Genomic DNA, 21,124 nt, shown 5'->3' with positions numbered 1-21,124 from the left:
ACTTTCCTTTAGAGTGATAAATTGAAATTACCTCAGCATTATTGCTTGGTTGAGGTTATTAAAGCAAATAAATCTTAAAAAAGCCTTAAGAATAAAAAACCTTTGGAAATCCCAAAGGTTTTGCAAAAAAGTGTCCTGAACTGCCCGCTTGTCCGTTATTGTTGGCGAGCCTGATAAATGGCTTTCGCTTTTGGGACGAGACGGGCGAGGTTTGCCTGACGGCTGACGTTGCTTGGGTGGGTGGAGGCAAGGCTGGCTAATCCGCTGTCCGATGTGCCTTTGGCTTTGCTCATTTTTTCCCACAATGTCGGAGCGGCTTCCGGATTATAGCCTGCTTGTGCCATCAGCATTAAGCCGACTTCGTCTGCTTCGGTTTCTTGGCTGCGGGAGAAGGGTTTATTTAAGCCTAAATCTGCCAATGTGCCGACAAGATCGACGCCGCCGTAGTTGGTTTGAATCCCTTGTGTTTGTAATGCGATTGAGCCTACTTGTGCCAGTACGCCGGTTACGGTGCTAAAGGTGCGGTTCGATTTCCCGTGTTCTTCCAGTGCGTGTGCCATTTCGTGCCCCATTACCACGGCGATTTCGTCATTAGTTAAGTTAAGTGCATCAACTAAGCCGGTGTAAAATGCCATTTTGCCGCCGGGCATTGCCCACGCATTACGTTCGTTGGATTTTAGCACGGTAATTTCCCATTGAAACGGCACGCCGGTTTTATTGGCTTTTTCCGCATAGGGTTTCATTTGATTGAAGACGGTGTGAATGCGTTTTGCCGTAGTGGAGATGGTATCCACCGCATTTTGTGCTTGGGCTTGTTGCTTAACTTGGGCGTAGTTGTGTGCCGCATCATTATTGATGGAGGCAGTGGTTACGCAAGCGGTCAGTAGGGTCGAAAAACTTGCAATCAATGCAAGGGTACGGAGAGGTTTTAAGATCATTTTGGTGTCCTTGAAATAAAAATGCCAAAGCAACAGGTTTGGCTTTGGCATTTCGTATTAGTTCATTCTTGCATTATTTTTTAGCACGTTCAAAAGAGTCTAAAATTTCTTGGCGAGCGGCTTCAACGCCTTCCCAGCCGTCCACTTTCACCCATTTTCCCGCTTCTAAGGCTTTGTAGCTTTCGAAGAAGTGTTGGATTTGGGCTTTGAGTAATGCCGGAATATCGCCGACATCTTGAATATGATCGTACTCTTTGCTTAATTTGGTGTGCGGTACGGCGATTACTTTCGCATCTTGACCGGATTCATCGGTCATTTTTAACACGCCGACCGGACGACAACGAATGACCGAACCCGGTTGGAGCGGGTAAGGGGTTGGCACTAATACATCAACCGGATCGCCGTCTAAAGAGAGCGTATTGTTTACATAACCGTAGTTTGCTGGATAGAACATTGCCGTTGCCATAAAGCGATCAACGAATAACGCGCCGCTTTCTTTATCCACTTCGTATTTGATCGGATCAGAATTTGCCGGAATTTCAATCACAACATAAATATCGTCCGGTAATGCTTTACCGGCTGGTACGTTTTCTAAGCCCATTTTGGTTTCCTTCTGTTGAATAAGAGGTGAAAATATGGGGAATTATAGCCGATTCACATCAGATCTGAAAGCAAGCGGTAAGATTACGTGCAGAATTTGCAAAATACGGCGGAATGCATAATTGCACATATCACAATAACAAATTTCAATAATATCACTTTCCGCAATCTAAAAGATTGGCTATACTGACTCACGTCAATTCACAACATCTTTTGAAAGGAATACACAATGGCGAATTATTTCAATACGTTAAACTTACGTCAGCAATTAGACCAATTAGGGCGTTGCCGTTTTATGGATCGCAACGAATTTGCAAGCGAAGCGGATTTCCTAAAAGGCAAAAAAATCGTGATTGTCGGCTGCGGTGCGCAAGGGCTAAACCAAGGTTTAAATATGCGTGATAGCGGCTTGGATATTGCTTACGCATTGCGTCCGGAAGCGATTGCTGAAAAACGTGCCTCTTTTGTGCGTGCAACAGAGAACGGCTTTAAAGTCGGTACATATCAAGAGTTGATCCCAACAGCCGATTTAGTGATCAATTTAACGCCGGACAAACAGCACTCAAAAGTGGTGGCGGACGTAATGCCGCTAATCAAACAGGGCGCAGCGTTAGGCTATTCTCACGGTTTGAATATTGTCGAAGTGGGCGAGCAAATCCGCAAAGATATTACTGTAGTAATGGTTGCACCGAAATGTCCGGGGACGGAAGTGCGTGAAGAGTACAAACGCGGTTTTGGCGTACCGACCCTGATCGCCGTTCACCCTGAAAACGACCCGAAAGGCGAAGGGTTAGAGATTGCTAAAGCGTGGGCAGCGGCAACGGGAGGTCATCGTGCCGGCGTGTTGGAATCCTCTTTCGTGGCGGAAGTGAAATCCGACTTGATGGGCGAGCAAACCATTTTATGCGGAATGTTACAAGCCGGTTCTATCGTTTGCTACGATAAATTAGTGGCGGAAGGCAAAGATCCGGCATACGCAGGCAAATTGATCCAATACGGCTGGGAAACCATTACCGAAGCGTTAAAACAAGGCGGTATTACGTTAATGATGGATCGCCTCTCCAACAGTGCTAAATTGCGTGCTTTCGAGCTTGCCGAACAAATTAAAGAAAAATTGGCGTTCTTGTTTGAAAAACATATGGACGACATTATCAGTGGCGAGTTTTCTGCCACAATGATGGCGGATTGGGCAAATAACGATGCCAACTTACTTAAATGGCGTGAAGAAACCGGCAAAACCGCCTTTGAAAATGCGCCGAACGGCGAAGGTATCCGGATTAGCGAACAAGAATATTTCGACAACGGCGTGTTAATGGTCGCAATGGTCAAAGCCGGCGTGGAATTAGCGTTCGACACAATGGTGGCAAGCGGTATTTACGAAGAATCCGCCTACTACGAATCATTGCACGAATTACCGTTAATCGCCAACACCATTGCCCGTAAACGCTTGTATGAAATGAACGTGGTGATTTCCGATACGGCGGAATACGGTAACTACTTATTTGCCAACGTAGCTACCCCGATTTTAGCTAAAGAGATTATCCCAACGCTACAAAAAGGCGACTTGGGCGAACCGACTCCAACGGCAGAGATCGACAATGTTACCCTTCGTGATGTAAACGATGCGATCCGTAACCACCCGATTGAACTTATCGGTCAAGAATTACGCGGCTATATGACGGATATGAAACGCATTTCCTCACAAGGTTAAATCGGATAAAATAAAACCAGCCGAAAGGTTGGTTTTTTTACGTCAAGCGGTGAGTTCAGCGTGATTTTTTGCAAAAATCATCGGCAACTTGACCGCTTGCTCTCCCTTTCTTTCCTTGTCTATGCCTATCTGAAACTGATACTATATTCCTTTTATTGAATTTAAATCCGTAATAAAAGGGTGATTATGCCGTTAGAAACTTATCCGCGTCCAACCTATTTGGCGCGAGCGAAAATTGCATTTCAATATTTAATGCCGCAACTGGGGCTAACCCGTGCAGCCGGTTGGTTGGCTGAGCGTGAATGGGGGGCGGTGAGCCATTTCATTATTAAACTGTTTGCGAAAAAATACCAAGTGAATTGGGCGGAAGCGGAAAAATCGCAGCCTGCCGATTATGCCTCTTTCAATGCGTTTTTTATTCGCAAATTAAAAGAGAATGCCCGCCCGATCAATGCCGATATGCAGGCATTGTGCTTACCGGCGGACGGTTGCGTCAGCGAAGCAGGGCAGATTAACGATAACCGCCTGTTGCAGGCGAAAGGGCATTATTTTACTCTTGAGACCTTGCTTGCAAATGATCCGGCGTTGGCGCAACAATTTAAACACGGGACATTTATGACTACCTATTTATCGCCCCGTGATTATCACCGTGTGCATATGCCGTGTGATGCGACCTTGCGCAAGATGATTTATGTGCCGGGTGAGTTATTTTCGGTGAATCCGTTTTTGGCGCAACACGTGCCAAATTTGTTTGCCCGTAATGAACGGGTGATTTGTGTGTTTGACACGGCGTTTGGTCCAATGGTGCAAATTCTCGTTGGTGCGACTATTACCGCCAGCATCAGTACCGTTTGGGCGGGGGTGATCAATCCGCCCCGTGCCAAAGAGGTGGTACAGTACGATTATTTGCCCGAAGGTGAAACCGCTGTTCATCTGAAAAAGGGACAGGAGATGGGCGCATTCCAGTTAGGTTCAACGGTGATTAACTTATTTCCGAAAGGGGCGGTTGAGCTTGCACCGCATTTAACCGCCGGTGAGCCGACCCGTATGGGCGAACTTTTTGCCACACTTAACTGACCGCAGCGAGCAATAGGGCAATCTATTGCTCGTTTTTATGGGTGAAATCGGGGAAATTTAGTGTTAGATCAAGGGAAAATGTGGTTAATTGGGTTATGCTGTTGCATCAGTGGTAACCTATGGGCGTATTCACCGACACAGTTAGTTCAAGATGCCCGCAAGCAGATTGGGGTAACGAAGTATTACGATCCCGCCTATTCTCGTTTGGATTATCCGATGGGCGATGTTGATCCGGTTAAAGGCGTGTGTACGGATGTCGTCATTCGTGCATTGTGCGTGCAAAAAATAGATTTGCAGCAGCTCATTCACGAAGATATGCGCAAGCATTTTCGTCTTTACCCGAATAAATGGCAGTTAAACGCGCCTGACCGTAATATTGATCACCGCCGTGTGCCTAATATCCGCACGTATTTTCAGCGGCGAGGCTATACCGTTTCAACAGGGGACTATCTTGCCGGTGATATTGTAACTTGGGATCTCGGTCGCCATTTGGTGCATATCGGGATTGTATCGGATCGCAAAACGGCGGACGGCACGCCACTGATTATTCATAATATCGGGCGGGGAACGCAAGAAGAGAATATTTTGCATCGGTTTAAGATTACCGGACATTACCGCTTACCAACTCATTAATTGAGAAAGAGAATGAAGACAAAACTGCTTTTACCTTTGATTATTTTTTTAGGCTTGATCGTTGCGTTTATCGTGCAGTTGCAACGTAATGCAAACGGCGACGACCCGAAAGCATTGGAATCCGCATTGGTGGGCAAAACCGTACCGGATTTTCAATTGGAATCCGTGTTGGACGCCAATAAATTGCTGACGGCGGATGTCGTCAAAACCGGCTCGCCCCGTTTGTTGAACGTGTGGGCAACGTGGTGTCCGACTTGCTATGCCGAGCATCAGTATCTCACCGAACTGGCAAAACAGGGGGTCGAGATTGTCGGGATTGATTATAAAGACGAACGAGCCAAAGCCTTGAAATTTCTACAACAGTACGGCGACCCTTACAAAGCGATTATTTATGACCCGAAAGGTTCGTTAGGCTTAGATTTGGGCGTGTATGGCGCACCGGAAACCTTTATTATTGACGGCAACGGTAAAATTCATTACCGCCACGCAGGTGATGTTAATCCAACTGTTTGGCGTGATACATTAAAACCGATTTATGAAGGCTTAAAACAGAGCAACCCATAATGAAAAAAATCTTAATTCTGCTATGTTTTTATGTGCCGAGCGTATTTGCCGCCATAGAAACCCATCAATTTGATACGCCGCAGCAAGAGGCGGATTATCGCAGTTTGATTCAAGAGCTACGCTGCCCGCAGTGTCAAAATAACAATATTGCGGACTCTAATGCCACGATTGCGACCGATATGCGCAACAAAACGTTGGAACTGTTGAAGCAGGGTAAACGCAAAGAGGAAGTGGTTGAATATATGGTGGAACGTTACGGTCATTTTGTTACCTACGATCCGCCGCTCACACCTGCGACCCTGTTGTTGTGGCTGATGCCGCTGTTGTTGATCGGAATCGGTGCGTTGGTACTGTTTAAAGGCAAAAAATCAGCGGGACAAGCGGTCGAAAACGCACAAAATAGTGCAAAAATGCCCGATCAGGATCGCTTAAAACAGATTTTAGACGAAAAGGAATAATGATGGCGTTTTGGATAATTGTCGGGGTGATGACCCTGATCCTTGGGGGCATTGCATTTTACCCCCTGCTACGCAAACCGAGCGACTATTCACAGCAAAAACGTGATGCGTTAAATAAGGCGTTCTATTTTGACCGCCTGCAAGAAGTGGAACAAGAGTTTGAACAGGGCAAGATAGAAGATGCCGAACAAGCCAAACTGGAGTTACAGCAGAGCTTATTAGACGATATTCCCGCGCAAGGGTCGCCCGCAACAGTATCTAAAAGCCACTGGGGTAAGGTAGGCTTTATGAGCTTGATTGCCTTGATCGGCGTGGTGGGCGGCGGTGTCTATTGGCAGGTAGGCTCGTGGTTTAGCGGCACAATGTTGGAGAAAAGCCATCAAAAACTGGCTTATTTTTATGAGCGGATTAAATCCGAAGAGAGCGAACCCTTATCCGAACAAGAATTAAACCAATTTGCGGTGGCATTACGGGTTGAGCTACAAAAAACGCCGCAGGACGATAAAAGTTGGTTTATGCTGGGGCAACTCGGTATGGCGTTAGACGATGGGCAATTAGCGTTGGACAGTTTCTCCAAAGCCAGCCAGTTACAGCCGGATAATCTACAATATAAGTTACGCTATGCGCAGGTATTGCTCTTTTCCGCTGATCCGAAAGATAAAGAGCAGGGCGAAAATGTGTTGAAAGAGGTGATACGGGTCGATCATACCAATGTGGAAGCTTTGGGCTTGCTCGCCTTTAATGCTTTTGAAAAAGAGGATTACAAAATGGCGGCAATGACGTGGGGAATGATGTTGAAGTTGATGCCGGAAGATGACTCCCGCCGCCCGACCATTGAACGCAGTATTCAATCTGCATTGTCAATGGAAAAAGATAACACAAAATAACCTAGACGGTGGCGAGTGCCGCCGTTTTTTATCTGTTTTACAATGCTGCTTCAATGCTTGAAACGGATACTCAATGTCAAAAATCACCTTGTTTCAAAAAGCGATAAATGCGCAGTGATGTGCCGACACTGCTTTCAATTGCGATTTCGGTGTGTTTGCGACACAAGATTGCAAATTTTTGATCAAAACCGCCCGCTTGTTGTTGAAAAGTCGTTATAATTTCATCACTTTTAGCCTGTCTTTTTTGCATTATGCCAACTTTATACTCGATATTGCCTGATTTTTTACTCTCCCCGCTTTTTTGGGTGCTTGCCCTGTTAATTTTTGCCGTGTGGCAGTTTATCCGCAATAAATGGCGAATGGATATTGTCGCATTACTGGTGATTACCCTGCTCAGTTTAAGCGGCATTTTAACCGTCAATGAAGTGTTTGCCGGGTTGAGCGATCCGAATGTGATTTTGATTGCGTTACTGTTTATTGTCGGCGAAGGCTTGGTACGAACGGGCATTGCCAATCAAGTGAGCGAATGGCTGATGAAGGTGGCGGGCGCAAATGAGGTGAAGGTGCTGATTTTGCTGATGCTCTCGATTGCAGGCTTGGGATCGTTTATGAGTTCGACAGGGATTGTGGCGATTTTTATTCCGGTGGTGCTGGCGATTTGCCACGGAATGGGGATCTCTCCGAAACGGTTGATGATGCCGCTCAGCGTTGCCGGCTTGATTAGCGGAATGATGACCCTAATCGCAACACCACCGAATTTAGTGGCGCATTCCGAATTGGTTAAAGCCGGTTTTGACGGGCTGAACTTTTTCAGTTTCACCCCAATTGGCGTGGCAGTGTTGATCTTGGGCATTGGCTATATGCTGATTGCCCGCAACTGGCTGGATAACGGTGAAATCGTGCAGACCGAGCATAAGGGCGCTTCCATTCAACAGTTGATCGAAGCCTATCAGCTACAAGGGCGGGCGAAAATGGTTGTGGTCGGGGCGGATTCCGAGTTTGTCTCCAAAACGATTAACGAGCTGAATTTACGTCACCAGTACGGGCTGAATATTATCGCTATTCAGCGGGTCAAACGGCTACGTAGTCTTGTGTTACCGGCTTACGGCACGACCACGATCAACCAAAAAGATATTCTGTTGATGGATCTCAGCGCCGAAGTGGATAATTTCGAGCAGCTCTGTACGCAATTTGGCTTACGCAATGTAGCGTTAAAAGGCGACTATTTTTCCGCTCATAGCAAATCGGTGGGAATGTCGGAGTTTTCGATAATGCCGGAGGCAGAGAGCCTCGGCAAAACGATCAGCGAGCTGAAGTTCCGTTCGGTATATGGTTTGAGCGTGGTCGGGCTAAAACGAGACGGCAAAGTACTACAAGAGAATATGATCGACATTCCGCTAAAATTTGGGGACGTTTTGTTGGTAATGGGGGAGTGGAATCAGCTACTCAAAATGGCTAACGACAAGGATTTTTTCTTGCTGAACGAACCGGAGGAGAGCAAATATGTTGCGCCGGCGATCAGCCAAGCACCGCACGCCCTGTTTTCCGTGCTGACAATGGTGGTGCTGATGATTTCGGGGATTGTGCCGAATGTGATTGCCGCACTGATCGCCTGTTTAATGCTGGGCAAATTCCGCTGTGTAGATATGAAAAGTGCTTACAACGCTATTCATTGGCCGAGCATTGTCTTGATTGTCGGAATGATGCCGTTTTCGATTGCGCTGCAAAAAACCGGTGGGATAGACTGGGTGGTCGGTGTCTTACTGGAGATTATGCAGGATTTGGATATCCACTTTATGCTGATCGTGCTATTCTTATTTACTGCGGTGATTAACGCCTTTATTTCCAACACCGCTACTGCGATTTTGGTGATGCCGATTGCGATAGCGATAGCCCAACAGCTACACTATTCCCCGGTACCCTTTGCGATGATTGTCGCAATTTCCGCGTCATCTGCGTTTATCACGCCGGTTTCTTCGCCGGTGAATACAATGGTGCTTGCCCCAAGCGGTTACAAATTTATGGATTTTGTCAAAGTCGGCGTACCGTTTATGCTGTTGGTGATGTTGCTTTCGGTGTTTCTTGTGCCGATGCTGTTTCCGCTTTAAACGCAAGCGGTCGGTTTTGCTTCTGCCAAATCTCCCCTAGCCCCTCTTTGTGAAAGAGGGGAACTCGTTTTGGGGAGGTGAGCTGTCGACATTCTGCGATCTGATCCCCCTCTTTAGTAAAGAGGGGATAGGGGAGATTTAGTAAACCCTATCGCTAAAGGTACAATTATGTTTTTATAATTAGGATTGGCGGATTTCACTTCGCCAATTTGCAAATTTCCCTTACAATCTCCCCGCTTGTAACGGCTCAAACGAGCCTTTGATTTTTCAGGATTATCAATGTTAAACCACGTTTCAAACAGCCTACTCCAACCGAGCGGGTTACAGTTAGCCGATTTAACCCGAGTGTTAGATCATTTTTCCACCCGCCAAATTGATTACGGCGATCTCTATTTTCAATTCAGCCAAGATGAGAGCTGGTCGCTGGAAGACAGTATCATCAAAGAAGGCGGATTTTATATCGATCGCGGCGTTGGTGTGCGAGCGGTATCCGGTGAAAAAACCGGCTTTGCCTACGCAGATCAGATCTCACTAAATCAGTTGGAACAGTGTGCGATGGCGGCACGCAGTATCACACAGCAGCCCGCTAAATTAACGGTGCAACCGTTTCGGGCAACGCAGGCGGTGAAACGCTATGCCTCAATCAACCCTTTGGACACCCTAAGCCGTGAGCAAAAGGTCGAGTTGTTGCGTTTGGTGGATCGCACCGCACGCAGTGCTGATCCGCGCGTGATACAGGTAAACGCTAATTTATCGGCAATTTATGAGGAAATGCTGGTGTGTGCCACTGACGGCACGCTTGCCGCCGATATCCGCCCTTTAGTGCGTTTGTCCGTATCGGTACTGGTGGAGCAAAACGGCAAACGTGAACGTGGCAGTGCCGGTGCGGGCGGGCGCTTCGGGCTAAACTGGTTTTTTGAACCGCACCACACAGGCGACAGCCGTGCGGTTTATTTAGCGACAGAAGCGGTGCGGCAAGCGATTGTGAATCTAGCCGCCGTACCTGCGCCCGCCGGTTCAATGCCGATTGTATTGGGTGCGGGCTGGCCGGGTATTTTACTACACGAAGCGGTCGGACACGGTTTAGAGGGGGATTTTAACCGTAAAGAATCCTCCCTGTTTAGCGGTAGAATCGGCGAGCAGGTTACCTCGCCGTTGTGTACGATTGTGGATGACGGTACGGTGCCGGATATGCGAGGTTCGATTACGGTGGACGATGAAGGCGTGCCTTCGCAACGTAATATCTTGATTGAGAAAGGTATTTTGAAAGGCTATATGCAGGATAAACTCAATGCGCGGTTAATGGGGGTTGCACCGACCGGTAACGGCAGACGGGAATCTTACGCCCACTTGCCGATGCCGAGAATGACCAATACCTATTTAACCGAGGGGCAGCACGAGTTTGACGAGATGATCGAGTCGGTCGAGTTCGGGCTGTATGCACCGCACTTTAGCGGCGGGCAGGTGGATATTACCTCCGGTAAATTTGTCTTCTCAACGGCGGAAGCGTATCTTATCGAAAAAGGTAAAATTACCCGTCCGGTAACAGGGGCAACTTTGATTGGCAGCGGTATTGAAGCAATGCAACAAGTTTCGATGGTCGGCAAAAATATGGCGCTTGATCTCGGCATTGGTACTTGCGGTAAAGAAGGGCAAAGCGTGCCGGTCGGCGTTGGGCAACCAACCGTGAAACTGGATAAAATCACCGTTGGCGGACGGGGCTAGTGATGTTCTAATCGGGTTATATATGACCTTTTGTCAATCATTTTTTGACAAAAGGTTTTTTTATGGTATTTTGTCTTAGTATTAGCTCATTTTTAATCTTTTTTGCCTTTTTATATTGTTATAAGGTTTATCTGTGATGCGTGAAAATATCCTTTCTCTCATATCTGAATTGAAAAACCAGTTAGAGTTGGAAGCCGAGGCATTAGCTAATCGGCAGGACATTCAAGAGATTAGCGGTAATGATCTTATGAAAATTGGCAATGTATTAAATGAAAAGCGTAAAATGCTACGCTTAGATCTACAAAGTTTGGAATGGCAAACAGGGGTTTCTCGCTCGACCTTAAAAAGAATGTTTAAAGATCCCAGCCAAGTGAAATTTGTGAGTATAGTGAGGGTCGCCGAGGCATTGGGGATAAGATTATGTTTCGTCAAGTAACGGTGCTTCTATATGGTAAAAAAATTGGCTATTTACGACAGCAAGATACAGGTTTTACTTTTGAATACTTATCGGATTACAAAGGTATTCCGCTTTCATTAAGTTTTCCTGTGGAAAAGAGGGTGTTTCATTCGGCTGCTCTATTTCCCTATTTTGCTTCGTTAGCACCGGAAGGGTGGTTAAGATCTCGTGTGAGTGAATTACAAAAGATTGATGAAAAGGATCTATTCGGTATGCTGATTCAAAATGGCAGTAATTTACTCGGCGCTGTGCAACTGATTGCGGGAGAATAAAAATGAGATGCCCTATTACATTAAAGCCGTTATTAGCAACAGAATATGACATAGGATATAGTCGTAAAGGGCTGAAAGCATTAACTGGCAATGCCAAGTTTAATCCAATGCTGAATTTTGATAGCCAATCCTTTGAAAACCGGTGTCCGCTTAAGCAGAAAGGAATGAGTATTTCCGGTTATCAGCCTAAATTACAGCTTATTATTCAACATAATCAGTTTGATATTATAGATTCAAAAGGCGATTTTATTTTAAAGCCTTCACCGACAAGCCGTTATCCTTTTTTGGCGGAAAATGAACACGCCACAATGCAAGTGATGAATGCATTAAAATTTAATGTGCCGGAAAACGGGTTAGTTTATTTTAAAACGCAAGAACCGGATAAAAGAGAATATGCGTTTGTGATTAAACGTTATGATCGGGTGAATGGCGAGGCTGTACATCAAGAACAGCTTGATGGTGCAATGGGAATTGCGGAAAAATATGGCAAAATTAAAGCGGATGGCGAGCAATACATTAGCTATGAAAGGGCGGTCAAATTTATTTTAGACAATGTAAGCGATAAGGATTTAACGGTTAAAAAAGATCTGTTTTTGCGGATTGTATATGCTTATTTGCTTGGCAATAATGACTTGCATTTACGTAATTTTTCATTAATCGCTACTCAAGATCATCTTATTTCATTAGCGCCTGTATATGATTTTGTGTCGGTAAAGCCCTATCCCGAATCGTTCAGTGATCGACTTGCACTGCCTTTGTTAGAGAAAGAAGAGGGCGGGCAACAGTTAGCGCACGGGTTTGAAACAAAATACGGCTGCTATTTAGGAATGGATTTTGTTGAATTTGGCACAAAGATTGGGCTAAGTGAAACATTAGCGAAAAATTTATTGATAAATTTGGTTAAGTCGAAGGAAAAAGTGATTGCGATTTACCAACATTCCTTTATGCCTAAAAAGCATATTGAACAAGTGATTGAGTATTATCAGCAGCGATTATATTATTTGCAAATTTTTAATGAGCCTAAATTATAAGGAACAACTATGGCGTGGGTACAAATTCGTTTAAACAGTACGGATCAACAGGCTGAGCAGATCAGCGATTTTTTAGTAGAGATTGGGGCGGTGTCGGTAACGTTTATGGATAGCCAAGATACGCCGATTTTTGAGCCGCTGCCGGGGGAAACTCGGTTGTGGGGTAACACGGACGTGGTCGGTTTGTTTGATGCGGAAACGGATATGGCTGTTATCGTTGAGGCGTTAATAACCAGCCGCTTGGTTACGCCGGATTTCGCCCATAAAATTGAGCAGATTGAAGATAAAGATTGGGAGCGGGAGTGGATGGATAATTTCCATCCGATGCAGTTCGGCAAGCGGTTATGGATCTGCCCAAGTTGGCGGGACGTGCCTGATCCGAATGCGGTGAATGTGATGCTCGATCCCGGTTTGGCATTTGGAACAGGCACGCACCCGACAACAGCGTTGTGCTTAGCGTGGTTGGACAGCTTGGATTTAACCGGTAAAACGGTGATTGATTTTGGGTGCGGTTCGGGCATTTTGGCAATCGCAGCGTTGAAATTGGGGGCAAAAGCGGCGATTGGGATCGACATTGATCCGCAAGCGATTTTAGCCAGTCGCAATAATGCACAAGCCAATAATGTGGCGGACAGATTGCAACTTTTCCTTGCCAAAGATCAGCCGGACAACTTGCAAGCCGATGTGGTGGTGGCAAATATCCTTGCCGGCCCGCTCAAAGAGCTTGCGCCGACTATCACGACCTTAGTGAAACCGCACGGCGAGCTGGGCTTGTCGGGGATTCTTGCCAGCCAAGCGCAGTCGGTTTGCCAAGCCTATCAATCTGCGTTTGTGCTTGATCCGGTGGCGGAAAAAGAGGAATGGTGTCGCATCACTGCGGTGAAAAAAGCCTAAGTGGTTAAGGTGAAAGCCGTATCTTTTGCCACTGATCTGCGGTTTTTTGATAGCAAATGCGATCGTGCAGGCGGCTTGGTCTGCCTTGCCAAAATTCAACATAGCTTGGGCGGACGAGATAACCGCCCCAGTGAGCCGGTTTTGGGACGCTAAGCGGGTGTTTAAGCGCAAATTTTGCCGCCCGTGCCAGTAGCCATTGCTTATTTTCGATCGGTTGGCTCTGCTCGCTTGCCCAAGCACCGATTTGGCTGGTGTAAGGGCGGGAGTGGAAATAATCGGTCGATGCCTGTTCACTGATCGGGATAATGTCGCCCTCAATCCGCACCTGCCGTTCTAATTCCGCCCAGAAAAAATTAAGGGCGACATAGGGCGTTTGGCTGATATTTTGCCCTTTGCGGCTGTGGTAGTTGGTGAAAAAAATAAACCCTTCCTGATTGACTTCTTTCAATAGCACAATGCGGCTGACGGGTCTGCCGTTTTCTACTGTAGCAAGATTCATCGCAGTCGGCTCATTCACTTTCGCTTGAATGGCTTCATTGAGCCACTGGCGGAATTGGGTGAGCGGCTCGGCGGCGCATTGCGATTTGGAAAGTTGCCGTTTGCTGTATTCTTCACGGATATGATGCAGATCCATCGGGTTCTCCTAAAGGGCGATTTGCGGGAAGTAACGCTCCGTGAGCGATACCGCATCAGCCAGTGATATCACAGGGAAACCGGTACGCAGTCCACGGGCATTCAGATCGTTCTCCAGTATAAACAGATTCGGGATTTTTGCAAAAAGTGCGGGGGATTTGACCGCTTGCAGCACGCCGTCCTGCCACAGAAGTACCGCGTCTGTTTCGGTGATGTTTGCGAGCAGTCGGTGAAGGTTGTGCGGATCATAGTGCGCTTGGGAGAAAGTGTAGAGCATAGCCGTTCCTAGAAAGTGAGAATTTTTTCCGCCCGTTGTAAAACGTCGTGGATCTGTGGGCGATCGAGAAAGATCGGTGCAGATAAGAGCCAATCGCACTGGTCAAGTTGTCGATCCAAAATGGACGGTTGGCAGATAAAACAGTGTTTGAGATCGTAAAGTTCGATCAGTTTAAACGTAGCGATATGATCTTTTTGCAGAATTAAATTCGGTGTTTGATGAGCGAGTAAATTGAATACGCCGTCATCAATAAAGCAGATCGCAATATCGTCTTCATCGCAAAAGGCACTGGCGGCGAGTAATGCGTCCAGCCCTTCACGGCTAACGCTGCTGCCGAACGGTGGTTGGGTAAATAGAAAAGCGAGTTTGTAGGTTTTCATTTTAAAACGTTAGAAGTCGATCGGCTTTCAGCACCGCTAGGCTAAATTCACCCAGACCGGCAAGGGTAAAGCCTGCTGCCAGATTTTCTGCCACAATACCCCGCCGTTGGGCTGCCGAGATGCAAAGATGCAGCGACAAGCGGTGGGTTTGTGCCAATTTTTGCCAACATTCCACCAAATTCACTTCATCATTTGCCGGATTGACGAACCGATTGGCATTGGTTACGCCGTCTTGAAAAAAGAAAATTTGGCTGATGTGATGCCCCGAGTGGAGTAGTTGTTCGGCAAATTGATAGGCTAAAAATGCTCCCTGCGTGCCATATACGCCGTGTTTGATTGCCATCACATAACGCATTACTCTTGATCCTGCTTCATTTGGCGAATGTAGAGGTAAACGGTATGGCGTGAGATGCCGAGCCGCTCTGCCACTTGGTTAATCGCATCTTTAATATCGAAAATCCCTTTTTCAAACAAGGCGCTGACGATATGGCGGTTTTTATTATTGTTGGCAATGGTGCGATCAGTGGTGATTTCTTCCACGGTGGATTCAATCGTTTGGGCAACCAAATCTTCCACCGAGCTGGCGAAATTGACTTTCGTATCCGTTTCCGGCGGTGCAATAAAGCTGGTGAGAAATTGCGAGACCGGCACATCTAAATTGATGTTGATGCAGATAAGCCCGATAACGTGCTGTTTGCCGTTACGGATCGCAATGGTGATCGATTTCATCAGCACGCCGCCTTTAGCACGGGTGAAATAAGGTTTGGAGACGCTGTCGGTCTGCATATGGTGGAGCGACCACAACGCGCGGTCGGTAATCGGTGAGCCGATTTTACGGCTGGTATTATGCCCGTTGACGATGTAGATCGCCGAATGTTCTAAAAATTCCAACGAATGTAGCACGATTTCGCAATGGTCGCCGATCAGCGCAGCGATGCCGTCCACCACCGGAAAATAGGAGGCAAGTATGGCGTGGTCTTCGTCAGAAAAAGGGGTAAAGTGTGATGTCATAGCACTTAAAAGGGTTAAGAACCTTTTGCAAGCGGTCGGTTAGCCCCGATGTTTTGCAAAAGGTTCGGCTTGTATTAATCGTGATTATTTCGCCGGTTTGAAGTCAAGTAATTCAATCTCGAATTTTAAAGTTGAATTTGCCGGAATTTTCCCTGCTTGGCGATCGCCGTAGCCCAATGCCGGCGGCACAACGATTTCCATTTTACCGCCTTTTTTCAACATTGGAATTGCCTCTACCCAACCTGGAATAAGTTGGTTTAATTGAAACTCGATCGGCTCGCCACGCTCGTAAGAACTGTCGAACACTGTGCCGTCCGGTAGTGTGCCTTTGTAATGCACTTTGACGGTATCTTTTGGCTCCGGTGATTTGCCTTCCCCGGCTTTTTCAATTTTATAGAGTAAGCCTGATTCACTTTTTTTCACGCCGGCTTTTTTAGCGTAGTCGGCACGGAATTTATCACCGGCTTCTACGGTTGCTTTGCTTTTTTGTGCTTGGATTTTTTCTTCTTCCGCCATCAAATAACTGTCTAAGGCTTTCAGTTGTTTTTGTAGCTCCTCATCGCTGAGTTTGCCGGTTTTCTTTAAGGTGTCTTGTACGCCGTCAATGATACGCTCTTGGTTGTAGGAAAAAATCTCTTTTTGTGAGCTCATCATGCCTTCGATATTTTTGCCCATTAAGACGCCGACCGCGTAGGATGAGTTGTCCACAAATTTGGAGTCGGCTTTGTCGGCTAATGCAAGCGGGCTGACTAACATTGCGGCAACCAGTGCCAGGGTAGAATGTTTTGTTTTTAACATAAGATTTCCTTGTAATTGCGGGGAAGCCCCGAAAAATGATTTCTCAAACAAAGAGGGATAGGGTAAAGTGTATTGCCGTTTATGACAACTTTTTTATGAAAAAATGCCGGAAAATTTAAAGAATTTATGGGGTTATTTGACCGAGCTTGAAACCAAAGTGGCGTTTCAAGAACAGACGATTGAGGAACTTAACCAAGCCTTAATTATCCAACAATTTGCTTTGGATAAGTTACAACATCAGGTGCGTCATTTAGCCGAGAAGCTTCAAGGGGTGCAGACGAGCAATGTGGCAAGCCAATCGGAAGAAACACCGCCACCCCATTACTGATAAGGAGCAATAACACGATGAAAAAAAGATGGGCGCTATTATTAGCCGCCTTTGCAATCAATGTGCAGGCAGCACAGCAAAGTGAGGCAGAGCCGCTCTTTAAAGACGGGAAAGGCTATTATTCCTATAAAACACCGCTCAAGATTTCGCTGCCGAAAGATAAAGTCTTAATTCAATATTTTTACAGCTACGGTTGTGATGTGTGTTTGAGCGGCGATGATTATTTGAAAAATTATGCCGCTCGGCATCAAGATAAAGTAGTGTTGCAGCGTTCGCCTGCCTTTGAAAAAGGCAATGCCTTTTCTGCCAGAATGAATGCGACGTTTGCGGAGTACGGTCGGTCGGAGTTAAGTGATCTGTTTCTGTTTGACAGTGCCGGACAAAAGCCGGAGCACAGTTTAACAAAGAGTAATCAGCTCATTGAAAAATGGCTGCTGAAACACAATGTAAATCTGCGCCGATTTCAAGATCTGTTTCACTCGGCGGGGGTGGAAAAACGGGTAAACGAGGATGTACAACGCTACAAAACCTACTCGCCGCCAATGATCCCTATGGCAATTTTGGACGGTAAGTATATTCTCATCAGCAACACGCTATATAACGATGATTATACTTATGCAGTCTTGGATTTTTTAGTCGATAAATTACAACAAGAAAGAGAGGTAAAATAATGAAAATTGGTATTATCGGTGCAATGGCACAGGAAATTGAGATTTTATTAGGTTATATGCAAGAACCGAAATTAACGGAAATTGCCGGCTGCAAAATTTACGAGGGCAAAATTAATCATACGCCTATTGCATTATTGCAATCGGGCATCGGCAAAACGGCGGCGGCAATCGGCACAACATTATTGTTGCAACTGACTAAGCCGGATATGGTGATTAACACAGGCTCGGCGGGCGGGCTTGATCCGCAATTAAATGTCGGCGATATTGTGATTTCAACGGAGGTGCGTTATCACGATGTGGACGTAACAGCATTTGGCTATGAAAAGGGGCAACTGCCGGCAAATCCGGCGGCGTTTGTTGCGGACGAACATTTAAGAGAGATAGCGGTAAAAGAAACCCAAAAAGCCGGCTTTAATGCGGTATCAGGGTTAATTTGTAGCGGTGATCTGTTCGTGAACGGTAGCGAGATGATCAACCGCATTCGCCGTGATTTCCCTCGTGTAACCGCAGTCGAAATGGAAGCGGCGGCAATCGCACAAACTTGCCACGCCTTTGGTGTACCGTTTGTGGTGGTACGGGCAATTTCCGATGTGGCGGATAAAGCCTCGCATTTGTCTTTTGAGGAATTTTTACCCCTTGCCGCCGAAAAATCGTCCGCCATTGTGTTAGCAATGCTCTCCAGATTGAGCTAGTTGGGCAAGCGGTAAGATAGTACCGAAAATGTGCAAAATGGGGCAATCCGTTTAACAGATTGCCCCATTTTTATGCGTTGTAAAAAAGTGTGAGTAACTCACCGCTTGTGAGATGGGTTAATAATCTTCCACAAAAATGCCCTGTTGGCGACGGGCTTGGTCGAGAATATCCATCACGGCTGCACTAATATCAAGCATCTGCTCGGCGGTGCTGTGGTCTTGTTCGTCAATTATTCGGATAAACTGTTGAAATTCCGGCAACATTCGGTGTGGGGTGTCAAAGGTATAGTGTGCCGTTTCGCCATTGTTGAGATTTACGCTGAAGTGCTGCATTTGGTTGGCGGGTGCTGAGATAGTGATGTTGCCGTTATCACCCTGAATGGTGAGCATCACGTGCGCTTGGCAATCTTTTGCGCCAATGCAAACGGCTTGGAAATGGTGAAAATTCAGCAGTAACACACCGCTTGTATCAATGTGGCGGGTCAGATTGGCGGCGTAATGGCAATTTTGCGGCTTGCCAAACAGCCCTACGGCAAAATGTAGATTGTAAACATTGAGATCCATCAATGCGCCGCCCGCTTGTTGCGGGTCGAAGACCGGTGGCGTTTCACCGGCTTTGAAGCGATCGTAACGGGAGGAATATTGGCTGTAATTGAGGCTGACGATTTTGACCTGCCCGAGCCGTGCCAAGTGATTTTTGAGTTCGCAATAGGCCGGCAGATAGTGTGTTGTTACCGCCTCAATCAATATTTTATTCTGCTGTTTAGCGAGTTGGCGAAGCTGCTGGAATTGGCGAGCATTGGCGGTGATCGGCTTTTCCAAAATCACGTGTTTACCCGCTGCCAGAGCTTGCTCGGTAAAGGGGTAATGCAGATGGTTCGGCAGGGCGATATACAGGGTATCCACCTCGCTTTGCAGCAGAGCGTGATAATCGGTATAGCTGTGCTGAATCCCGTGTTGTTGGGCGAGCTGGGCGGTTTTGGTCGGATTTCGTCCGAAAAGTGCTACGTCTTCTAGGTTAAGCTGCGTTAATAGCGGTAAAAATTCTTGCACGATCATTCCTGTGCCGACAATGCCAAGTTTCATTTTGATTTCTCCGAGCGGGATAATTTGCAAAAAAGTGTAACACAATGACCGCTTGCGTGGAAAATTGCGATTTTTACCGAACAGGGTACAATGCCTTTTTTCCCCAATACGGAGTAAAAAATGGTCAAAAATATGCTACTGTGTGTCATCGGTTTGGTCGGGGGACTGGCTTTGGCGGTGTATCTGTTTATGCAAACCAAACCCTTTGGCAAGCTGCCGAGCGGTGAGCGGCTGCAACGGGTTGAACAATCGCCCCATTACCGAGACGGTGAATTTCAGAATTTGTCGCCGACCCGTGTGCAATCAAGCGGCAAATCCCGTTGGATCACCTTTTATGAATTTGTGTTCGATAAGATCGACAATCTTAAACCGAGCCAACCTATTCCGAGTATCAAAACCGATCTCCACAGGTTGCCGTCCGATCAAAACTGGTTTGTGTGGTTTGGGCATTCTTCCTATTTGATCCAATTGGACGGCAAGCGTTTTTTAGTAGATCCGGTGCTAGTGGCAGGCTCGCCGTTGCCGTTTCTCAACAAAATGTTTGACGGTGCGAACCCCTATTCACCGGCGGATATGCCGAACATTGATTATCTGGTGATTACCCACGACCACTGGGATCACCTTGATTACCAAGCCGTGAGCGAATTACAGCCGAAAGTCGGCAAGGTGATCACCAGCTTAGGCGTGGGGTCGCATTTAGAATATTGGGGTTATCCGGCGGAAAATATTGTGGAGCTGGATTGGTATGAGCAGGCGGATTTAGCCGAGAATTTACACATCACCGCCTTGCCGAGCCGCCATTTTTCGGGACGGGGGTTGAAAGGGAATCAGACCTTGTGGTCGTCTTTTATGTTGCAGGGCAAGCGGGATAATCTCTATTTAGGCGGCGATAGCGGCTATGACGACTTTTACCAAGCGATTGGCAAACGCTTCCCCCATATCACCCTTGCGATTATGGAAAACGGGCAGTACAACGCCGATTGGGCGAATATTCATATCCAACCGCACGAGCTGGTGCGGGCAATTCAAGAGTTAAACCCTCAAACCGTGATCGGCGTGCATAACGCCAAGTTTGCCTTGGCAAAACACAACTGGAAAGAGCCGATGGAACGCCTTGCCGATGCCGCCGAGCAGCACCATCTTCCCCTTGTTACGCCAATGATCGGTGAAGTGTTTTACTTCGACCAACCCAAACCGCCGATTAAACGCTGGTGGCAAAAGATAAATTAACCAGCGTATTCATTATTATTTCAAGGGCTATCAGCAATAACATTCTTGCAAAAGAGTGCAACCGTTAAGGTTAATTTGCGTTAGCCCTTTTATTTTTTATCTTCCACAGACAAGCGGGGTGATTTTCAGTAGAATTTGCAAAATTTTTCATAAAACCTACCGCTTTATTTCTGAAAATCTAACCAAAAAGAGTTAGGTGAAATTATCGACAAAGAACATCTTAACCCCGAAGCAACACATCAATTTGTAAACAGTGCGTTTGAAAATGGTGTATTTAGTGAAGCAGGTACGTTGATTGATAAAGTCTTGCCACCGATGTCTCATTTTGCGCCAGATAATCAACGTAGTAGGAAACGTCAAACGGTTCTTGCGAAACTGAACGGCTTTTTTGAACGGTTTTTGGGGATCTAGAGACGTTCTGATATTAGAGATTTAGTTGGTAATTGAAGTAAATAGACATAGAACTGCTAGATGTATGTGAGAAGATTTAGGGAAATAGATGATAATTTAGGCTAAAACAGTTGATTTTGATTCTATTTTCACCAAGCGGTAAGATTTTTCGATTTTTTTGCGGTTTTTTCTCAAAAACCGCTTGCATTGGTTTTGGATTTCTCTATAATGCACACCACACAACGACGCACTGTTGTGAAGAAGTTAAAATTA

Annotated in this window: 26 protein-coding genes and 1 pseudogene; 17 read left to right on the top strand and 10 right to left on the bottom strand. The window is 46.3% G+C overall.

The features are described 5' to 3' along the window. Positions 1-155 precede the first annotated feature (155 nt). Positions 156-938: a M48 family metallopeptidase gene (locus E4T80_RS10415; RefSeq protein ID WP_135058146.1), complete on the bottom strand. Its 783-nt coding sequence runs from the start codon at positions 936-938 to the stop codon at positions 156-158. Between the two features lie 73 nt (positions 939-1,011). Then, positions 1,012-1,539, bottom strand: a complete 528-nt coding sequence (gene ppa, locus E4T80_RS10410) for an inorganic diphosphatase (protein WP_047975798.1) — start codon at positions 1,537-1,539, stop codon at positions 1,012-1,014. A 228-nt stretch (positions 1,540-1,767) separates the two neighbouring features. On the opposite strand from ppa, the gene ilvC reads away from it, so the two are divergent. The 6 genes from ilvC to ccmI all read left to right on the top strand — a co-directional run bounded on the left by ilvC (position 1,768) and on the right by ccmI (position 6,868). Continuing rightward, complete coding sequence (gene ilvC / locus E4T80_RS10405) at positions 1,768-3,249, top strand: ketol-acid reductoisomerase (RefSeq protein WP_135058144.1); 1,482 nt, start codon at positions 1,768-1,770, stop codon at positions 3,247-3,249. Positions 3,250-3,435: 186 nt separating this feature from the next. Then, positions 3,436-4,326, top strand: coding sequence for an archaetidylserine decarboxylase (gene asd, locus E4T80_RS10400; RefSeq protein ID WP_135058142.1), 891 nt, complete (start codon positions 3,436-3,438; stop codon positions 4,324-4,326). A gap of 78 nt (positions 4,327-4,404) precedes the next feature. After that, entirely contained in the window at positions 4,405-4,959 is a 555-nt protein-coding gene (locus E4T80_RS10395; protein ID WP_135058192.1) for a DUF1287 domain-containing protein, read from the top strand. Positions 4,960-4,971: 12 nt separating this feature from the next. Continuing rightward, positions 4,972-5,523 carry a DsbE family thiol:disulfide interchange protein gene (locus E4T80_RS10390; protein WP_135058140.1) on the top strand — a complete coding sequence of 184 codons (552 nt, stop codon included), beginning with the start codon at positions 4,972-4,974 and terminating at the stop codon, positions 5,521-5,523. Further along, on the top strand, positions 5,523-5,981 hold the full coding sequence (locus E4T80_RS10385) for a cytochrome c-type biogenesis protein (protein WP_135058138.1): 459 nt from the start codon (positions 5,523-5,525) through the stop codon (positions 5,979-5,981). Before E4T80_RS10390 ends, E4T80_RS10385 begins: the two co-directional genes overlap by 1 nt. Positions 5,982-5,983: 2 nt before the next feature. After that, entirely contained in the window at positions 5,984-6,868 is an 885-nt protein-coding gene (ccmI, locus tag E4T80_RS10380) for a c-type cytochrome biogenesis protein CcmI (protein WP_135058136.1), read from the top strand. Positions 6,869-6,944: 76 nt separating this feature from the next. Here the strand turns inward: ccmI and E4T80_RS13025 are convergent, their stop codons facing one another. After that, entirely contained in the window at positions 6,945-7,118 is a 174-nt protein-coding gene (locus tag E4T80_RS13025; RefSeq protein ID WP_194186344.1) for a hypothetical protein, read from the bottom strand. A 1-nt stretch (position 7,119) separates the two neighbouring features. Between E4T80_RS13025 and E4T80_RS10375 the strand changes: the two genes are divergently transcribed. The 6 genes from E4T80_RS10375 to prmA all read left to right on the top strand — a co-directional run bounded on the left by E4T80_RS10375 (position 7,120) and on the right by prmA (position 13,355). After that, positions 7,120-8,976 (top strand): SLC13 family permease, encoded by a 1,857-nt coding sequence (locus E4T80_RS10375; protein ID WP_135058134.1) that lies wholly within the window; start codon positions 7,120-7,122, stop codon positions 8,974-8,976. Between the two features lie 279 nt (positions 8,977-9,255). Next, entirely contained in the window at positions 9,256-10,701 is a 1,446-nt protein-coding gene (tldD, locus tag E4T80_RS10370; protein ID WP_135058132.1) for a metalloprotease TldD, read from the top strand. Between the two features lie 136 nt (positions 10,702-10,837). Next, positions 10,838-11,137 carry a helix-turn-helix domain-containing protein gene (locus E4T80_RS10365; RefSeq protein WP_194186345.1) on the top strand — a complete coding sequence of 100 codons (300 nt, stop codon included), beginning with the start codon at positions 10,838-10,840 and terminating at the stop codon, positions 11,135-11,137. Continuing rightward, positions 11,122-11,430: a HipA N-terminal domain-containing protein gene (locus E4T80_RS10360; protein WP_135058130.1), complete on the top strand. Its 309-nt coding sequence runs from the start codon at positions 11,122-11,124 to the stop codon at positions 11,428-11,430. Before E4T80_RS10365 ends, E4T80_RS10360 begins: the two co-directional genes overlap by 16 nt. A gap of 2 nt (positions 11,431-11,432) precedes the next feature. After that, a complete protein-coding gene (locus E4T80_RS10355) occupies positions 11,433-12,461 on the top strand; it encodes a HipA domain-containing protein (RefSeq protein WP_135058128.1) in 1,029 nt (342 codons plus the stop codon). Positions 12,462-12,470: 9 nt separating this feature from the next. Further along, complete coding sequence (gene prmA, locus E4T80_RS10350; protein WP_135058126.1) at positions 12,471-13,355, top strand: 50S ribosomal protein L11 methyltransferase; 885 nt, start codon at positions 12,471-12,473, stop codon at positions 13,353-13,355. A gap of 4 nt (positions 13,356-13,359) precedes the next feature. Here prmA and pdxH read toward each other — a convergent pair whose 3' ends face one another. From pdxH to fkpA, 6 genes are all read right to left on the bottom strand, one after another. Continuing rightward, positions 13,360-13,989 (bottom strand): pyridoxamine 5'-phosphate oxidase, encoded by a 630-nt coding sequence (pdxH, locus tag E4T80_RS10345; protein WP_135058125.1) that lies wholly within the window; start codon positions 13,987-13,989, stop codon positions 13,360-13,362. A 9-nt stretch (positions 13,990-13,998) separates the two neighbouring features. Further along, complete coding sequence (locus E4T80_RS10340) at positions 13,999-14,265, bottom strand: DsrH/TusB family sulfur relay protein (protein ID WP_135058123.1); 267 nt, start codon at positions 14,263-14,265, stop codon at positions 13,999-14,001. An 8-nt stretch (positions 14,266-14,273) separates the two neighbouring features. Further along, on the bottom strand, positions 14,274-14,645 hold the full coding sequence (gene tusC, locus E4T80_RS10335; protein ID WP_135058121.1) for a sulfurtransferase complex subunit TusC: 372 nt from the start codon (positions 14,643-14,645) through the stop codon (positions 14,274-14,276). Between the two features lies 1 nt (position 14,646). Beyond that, positions 14,647-15,000, bottom strand: a complete 354-nt coding sequence (gene tusD / locus E4T80_RS10330; protein WP_135058119.1) for a sulfurtransferase complex subunit TusD — start codon at positions 14,998-15,000, stop codon at positions 14,647-14,649. After that, the gene (locus E4T80_RS10325) at positions 15,000-15,656 is read right to left on the bottom strand and encodes a helix-turn-helix transcriptional regulator (RefSeq protein ID WP_047977089.1); all 657 of its coding nucleotides are present in this window, start codon (positions 15,654-15,656) and stop codon (positions 15,000-15,002) included. The genes tusD and E4T80_RS10325 overlap by 1 nt, the downstream gene beginning before the upstream one ends. An 84-nt stretch (positions 15,657-15,740) precedes the next feature. Then, complete coding sequence (fkpA, locus tag E4T80_RS10320; RefSeq protein ID WP_135058117.1) at positions 15,741-16,454, bottom strand: FKBP-type peptidyl-prolyl cis-trans isomerase; 714 nt, start codon at positions 16,452-16,454, stop codon at positions 15,741-15,743. Positions 16,455-16,557: 103 nt separating this feature from the next. Between fkpA and E4T80_RS10315 the strand changes: the two genes are divergently transcribed. The 3 genes from E4T80_RS10315 to mtnN are packed head-to-tail and all read left to right on the top strand — an operon-like array spanning position 16,558 to position 18,145. Beyond that, positions 16,558-16,782, top strand: a complete 225-nt coding sequence (locus E4T80_RS10315; protein WP_135058115.1) for a SlyX family protein — start codon at positions 16,558-16,560, stop codon at positions 16,780-16,782. A 17-nt stretch (positions 16,783-16,799) separates the two neighbouring features. Continuing rightward, on the top strand, positions 16,800-17,453 hold the full coding sequence (locus tag E4T80_RS10310) for a thioredoxin domain-containing protein (RefSeq protein ID WP_047977086.1): 654 nt from the start codon (positions 16,800-16,802) through the stop codon (positions 17,451-17,453). Then, positions 17,453-18,145 carry a 5'-methylthioadenosine/S-adenosylhomocysteine nucleosidase gene (gene mtnN, locus E4T80_RS10305; RefSeq protein ID WP_047977085.1) on the top strand — a complete coding sequence of 231 codons (693 nt, stop codon included), beginning with the start codon at positions 17,453-17,455 and terminating at the stop codon, positions 18,143-18,145. The genes E4T80_RS10310 and mtnN overlap by 1 nt, the downstream gene beginning before the upstream one ends. Positions 18,146-18,262: 117 nt before the next feature. Here mtnN and E4T80_RS10300 read toward each other — a convergent pair whose 3' ends face one another. Continuing rightward, entirely contained in the window at positions 18,263-19,231 is a 969-nt protein-coding gene (locus E4T80_RS10300; protein ID WP_135058113.1) for a Gfo/Idh/MocA family protein, read from the bottom strand. Positions 19,232-19,351: 120 nt separating this feature from the next. On the opposite strand from E4T80_RS10300, the gene E4T80_RS10295 reads away from it, so the two are divergent. Both E4T80_RS10295 and E4T80_RS13345 read left to right on the top strand, forming a co-directional pair. Further along, the gene (locus E4T80_RS10295) at positions 19,352-20,461 is read left to right on the top strand and encodes an MBL fold metallo-hydrolase (protein ID WP_135058111.1); all 1,110 of its coding nucleotides are present in this window, start codon (positions 19,352-19,354) and stop codon (positions 20,459-20,461) included. A gap of 189 nt (positions 20,462-20,650) precedes the next feature. After that, a pseudogene (locus E4T80_RS13345) lies at positions 20,651-20,872 on the top strand (type I restriction endonuclease subunit R, EcoR124 family); the annotation flags it as partial. Between the last annotated feature and the right edge of the window lie 252 nt (positions 20,873-21,124).

It is taken from the genome of Muribacter muris, from assembly GCF_004569585.1.
GTDB classification, from domain to species: domain Bacteria; phylum Pseudomonadota; class Gammaproteobacteria; order Enterobacterales; family Pasteurellaceae; genus Muribacter; species Muribacter muris.
The sequence above is the reverse complement of the archived record's forward strand: the minus strand, read 5'-3'. Positions and strand labels throughout refer to the sequence as shown.

What these genes read in the sequence shown, in the direction of transcription:
- E4T80_RS10415 (WP_135058146.1), bottom strand. Translation starts at nt 938, where the DNA reads ATGATCTTAAAACCTCTCCGTACCCTTGCATTGATTGCAAGTTTTTCG.
- ppa (WP_047975798.1), bottom strand. Translation starts at nt 1,539, where the DNA reads ATGGGCTTAGAAAACGTACCAGCCGGTAAAGCATTACCGGACGATATT.
- ilvC (WP_135058144.1), top strand. Translation starts at nt 1,768, where the DNA reads ATGGCGAATTATTTCAATACGTTAAACTTACGTCAGCAATTAGACCAA.
- asd (WP_135058142.1), top strand. Translation starts at nt 3,436, where the DNA reads ATGCCGTTAGAAACTTATCCGCGTCCAACCTATTTGGCGCGAGCGAAA.
- E4T80_RS10395 (WP_135058192.1), top strand. Translation starts at nt 4,405, where the DNA reads ATGTGGTTAATTGGGTTATGCTGTTGCATCAGTGGTAACCTATGGGCG.
- E4T80_RS10390 (WP_135058140.1), top strand. Translation starts at nt 4,972, where the DNA reads ATGAAGACAAAACTGCTTTTACCTTTGATTATTTTTTTAGGCTTGATC.
- E4T80_RS10385 (WP_135058138.1), top strand. Translation starts at nt 5,523, where the DNA reads ATGAAAAAAATCTTAATTCTGCTATGTTTTTATGTGCCGAGCGTATTT.
- ccmI (WP_135058136.1), top strand. Translation starts at nt 5,984, where the DNA reads ATGGCGTTTTGGATAATTGTCGGGGTGATGACCCTGATCCTTGGGGGC.
- E4T80_RS13025 (WP_194186344.1), bottom strand. Translation starts at nt 7,118, where the DNA reads ATGCAAAAAAGACAGGCTAAAAGTGATGAAATTATAACGACTTTTCAA.
- E4T80_RS10375 (WP_135058134.1), top strand. Translation starts at nt 7,120, where the DNA reads ATGCCAACTTTATACTCGATATTGCCTGATTTTTTACTCTCCCCGCTT.
- tldD (WP_135058132.1), top strand. Translation starts at nt 9,256, where the DNA reads ATGTTAAACCACGTTTCAAACAGCCTACTCCAACCGAGCGGGTTACAG.
- E4T80_RS10365 (WP_194186345.1), top strand. Translation starts at nt 10,838, where the DNA reads ATGCGTGAAAATATCCTTTCTCTCATATCTGAATTGAAAAACCAGTTA.
- E4T80_RS10360 (WP_135058130.1), top strand. Translation starts at nt 11,122, where the DNA reads ATGTTTCGTCAAGTAACGGTGCTTCTATATGGTAAAAAAATTGGCTAT.
- E4T80_RS10355 (WP_135058128.1), top strand. Translation starts at nt 11,433, where the DNA reads ATGAGATGCCCTATTACATTAAAGCCGTTATTAGCAACAGAATATGAC.
- prmA (WP_135058126.1), top strand. Translation starts at nt 12,471, where the DNA reads ATGGCGTGGGTACAAATTCGTTTAAACAGTACGGATCAACAGGCTGAG.
- pdxH (WP_135058125.1), bottom strand. Translation starts at nt 13,989, where the DNA reads ATGGATCTGCATCATATCCGTGAAGAATACAGCAAACGGCAACTTTCC.
- E4T80_RS10340 (WP_135058123.1), bottom strand. Translation starts at nt 14,265, where the DNA reads ATGCTCTACACTTTCTCCCAAGCGCACTATGATCCGCACAACCTTCAC.
- tusC (WP_135058121.1), bottom strand. Translation starts at nt 14,645, where the DNA reads ATGAAAACCTACAAACTCGCTTTTCTATTTACCCAACCACCGTTCGGC.
- tusD (WP_135058119.1), bottom strand. Translation starts at nt 15,000, where the DNA reads ATGCGTTATGTGATGGCAATCAAACACGGCGTATATGGCACGCAGGGA.
- E4T80_RS10325 (WP_047977089.1), bottom strand. Translation starts at nt 15,656, where the DNA reads ATGACATCACACTTTACCCCTTTTTCTGACGAAGACCACGCCATACTT.
- fkpA (WP_135058117.1), bottom strand. Translation starts at nt 16,454, where the DNA reads ATGTTAAAAACAAAACATTCTACCCTGGCACTGGTTGCCGCAATGTTA.
- E4T80_RS10315 (WP_135058115.1), top strand. Translation starts at nt 16,558, where the DNA reads ATGCCGGAAAATTTAAAGAATTTATGGGGTTATTTGACCGAGCTTGAA.
- E4T80_RS10310 (WP_047977086.1), top strand. Translation starts at nt 16,800, where the DNA reads ATGAAAAAAAGATGGGCGCTATTATTAGCCGCCTTTGCAATCAATGTG.
- mtnN (WP_047977085.1), top strand. Translation starts at nt 17,453, where the DNA reads ATGAAAATTGGTATTATCGGTGCAATGGCACAGGAAATTGAGATTTTA.
- E4T80_RS10300 (WP_135058113.1), bottom strand. Translation starts at nt 19,231, where the DNA reads ATGAAACTTGGCATTGTCGGCACAGGAATGATCGTGCAAGAATTTTTA.
- E4T80_RS10295 (WP_135058111.1), top strand. Translation starts at nt 19,352, where the DNA reads ATGGTCAAAAATATGCTACTGTGTGTCATCGGTTTGGTCGGGGGACTG.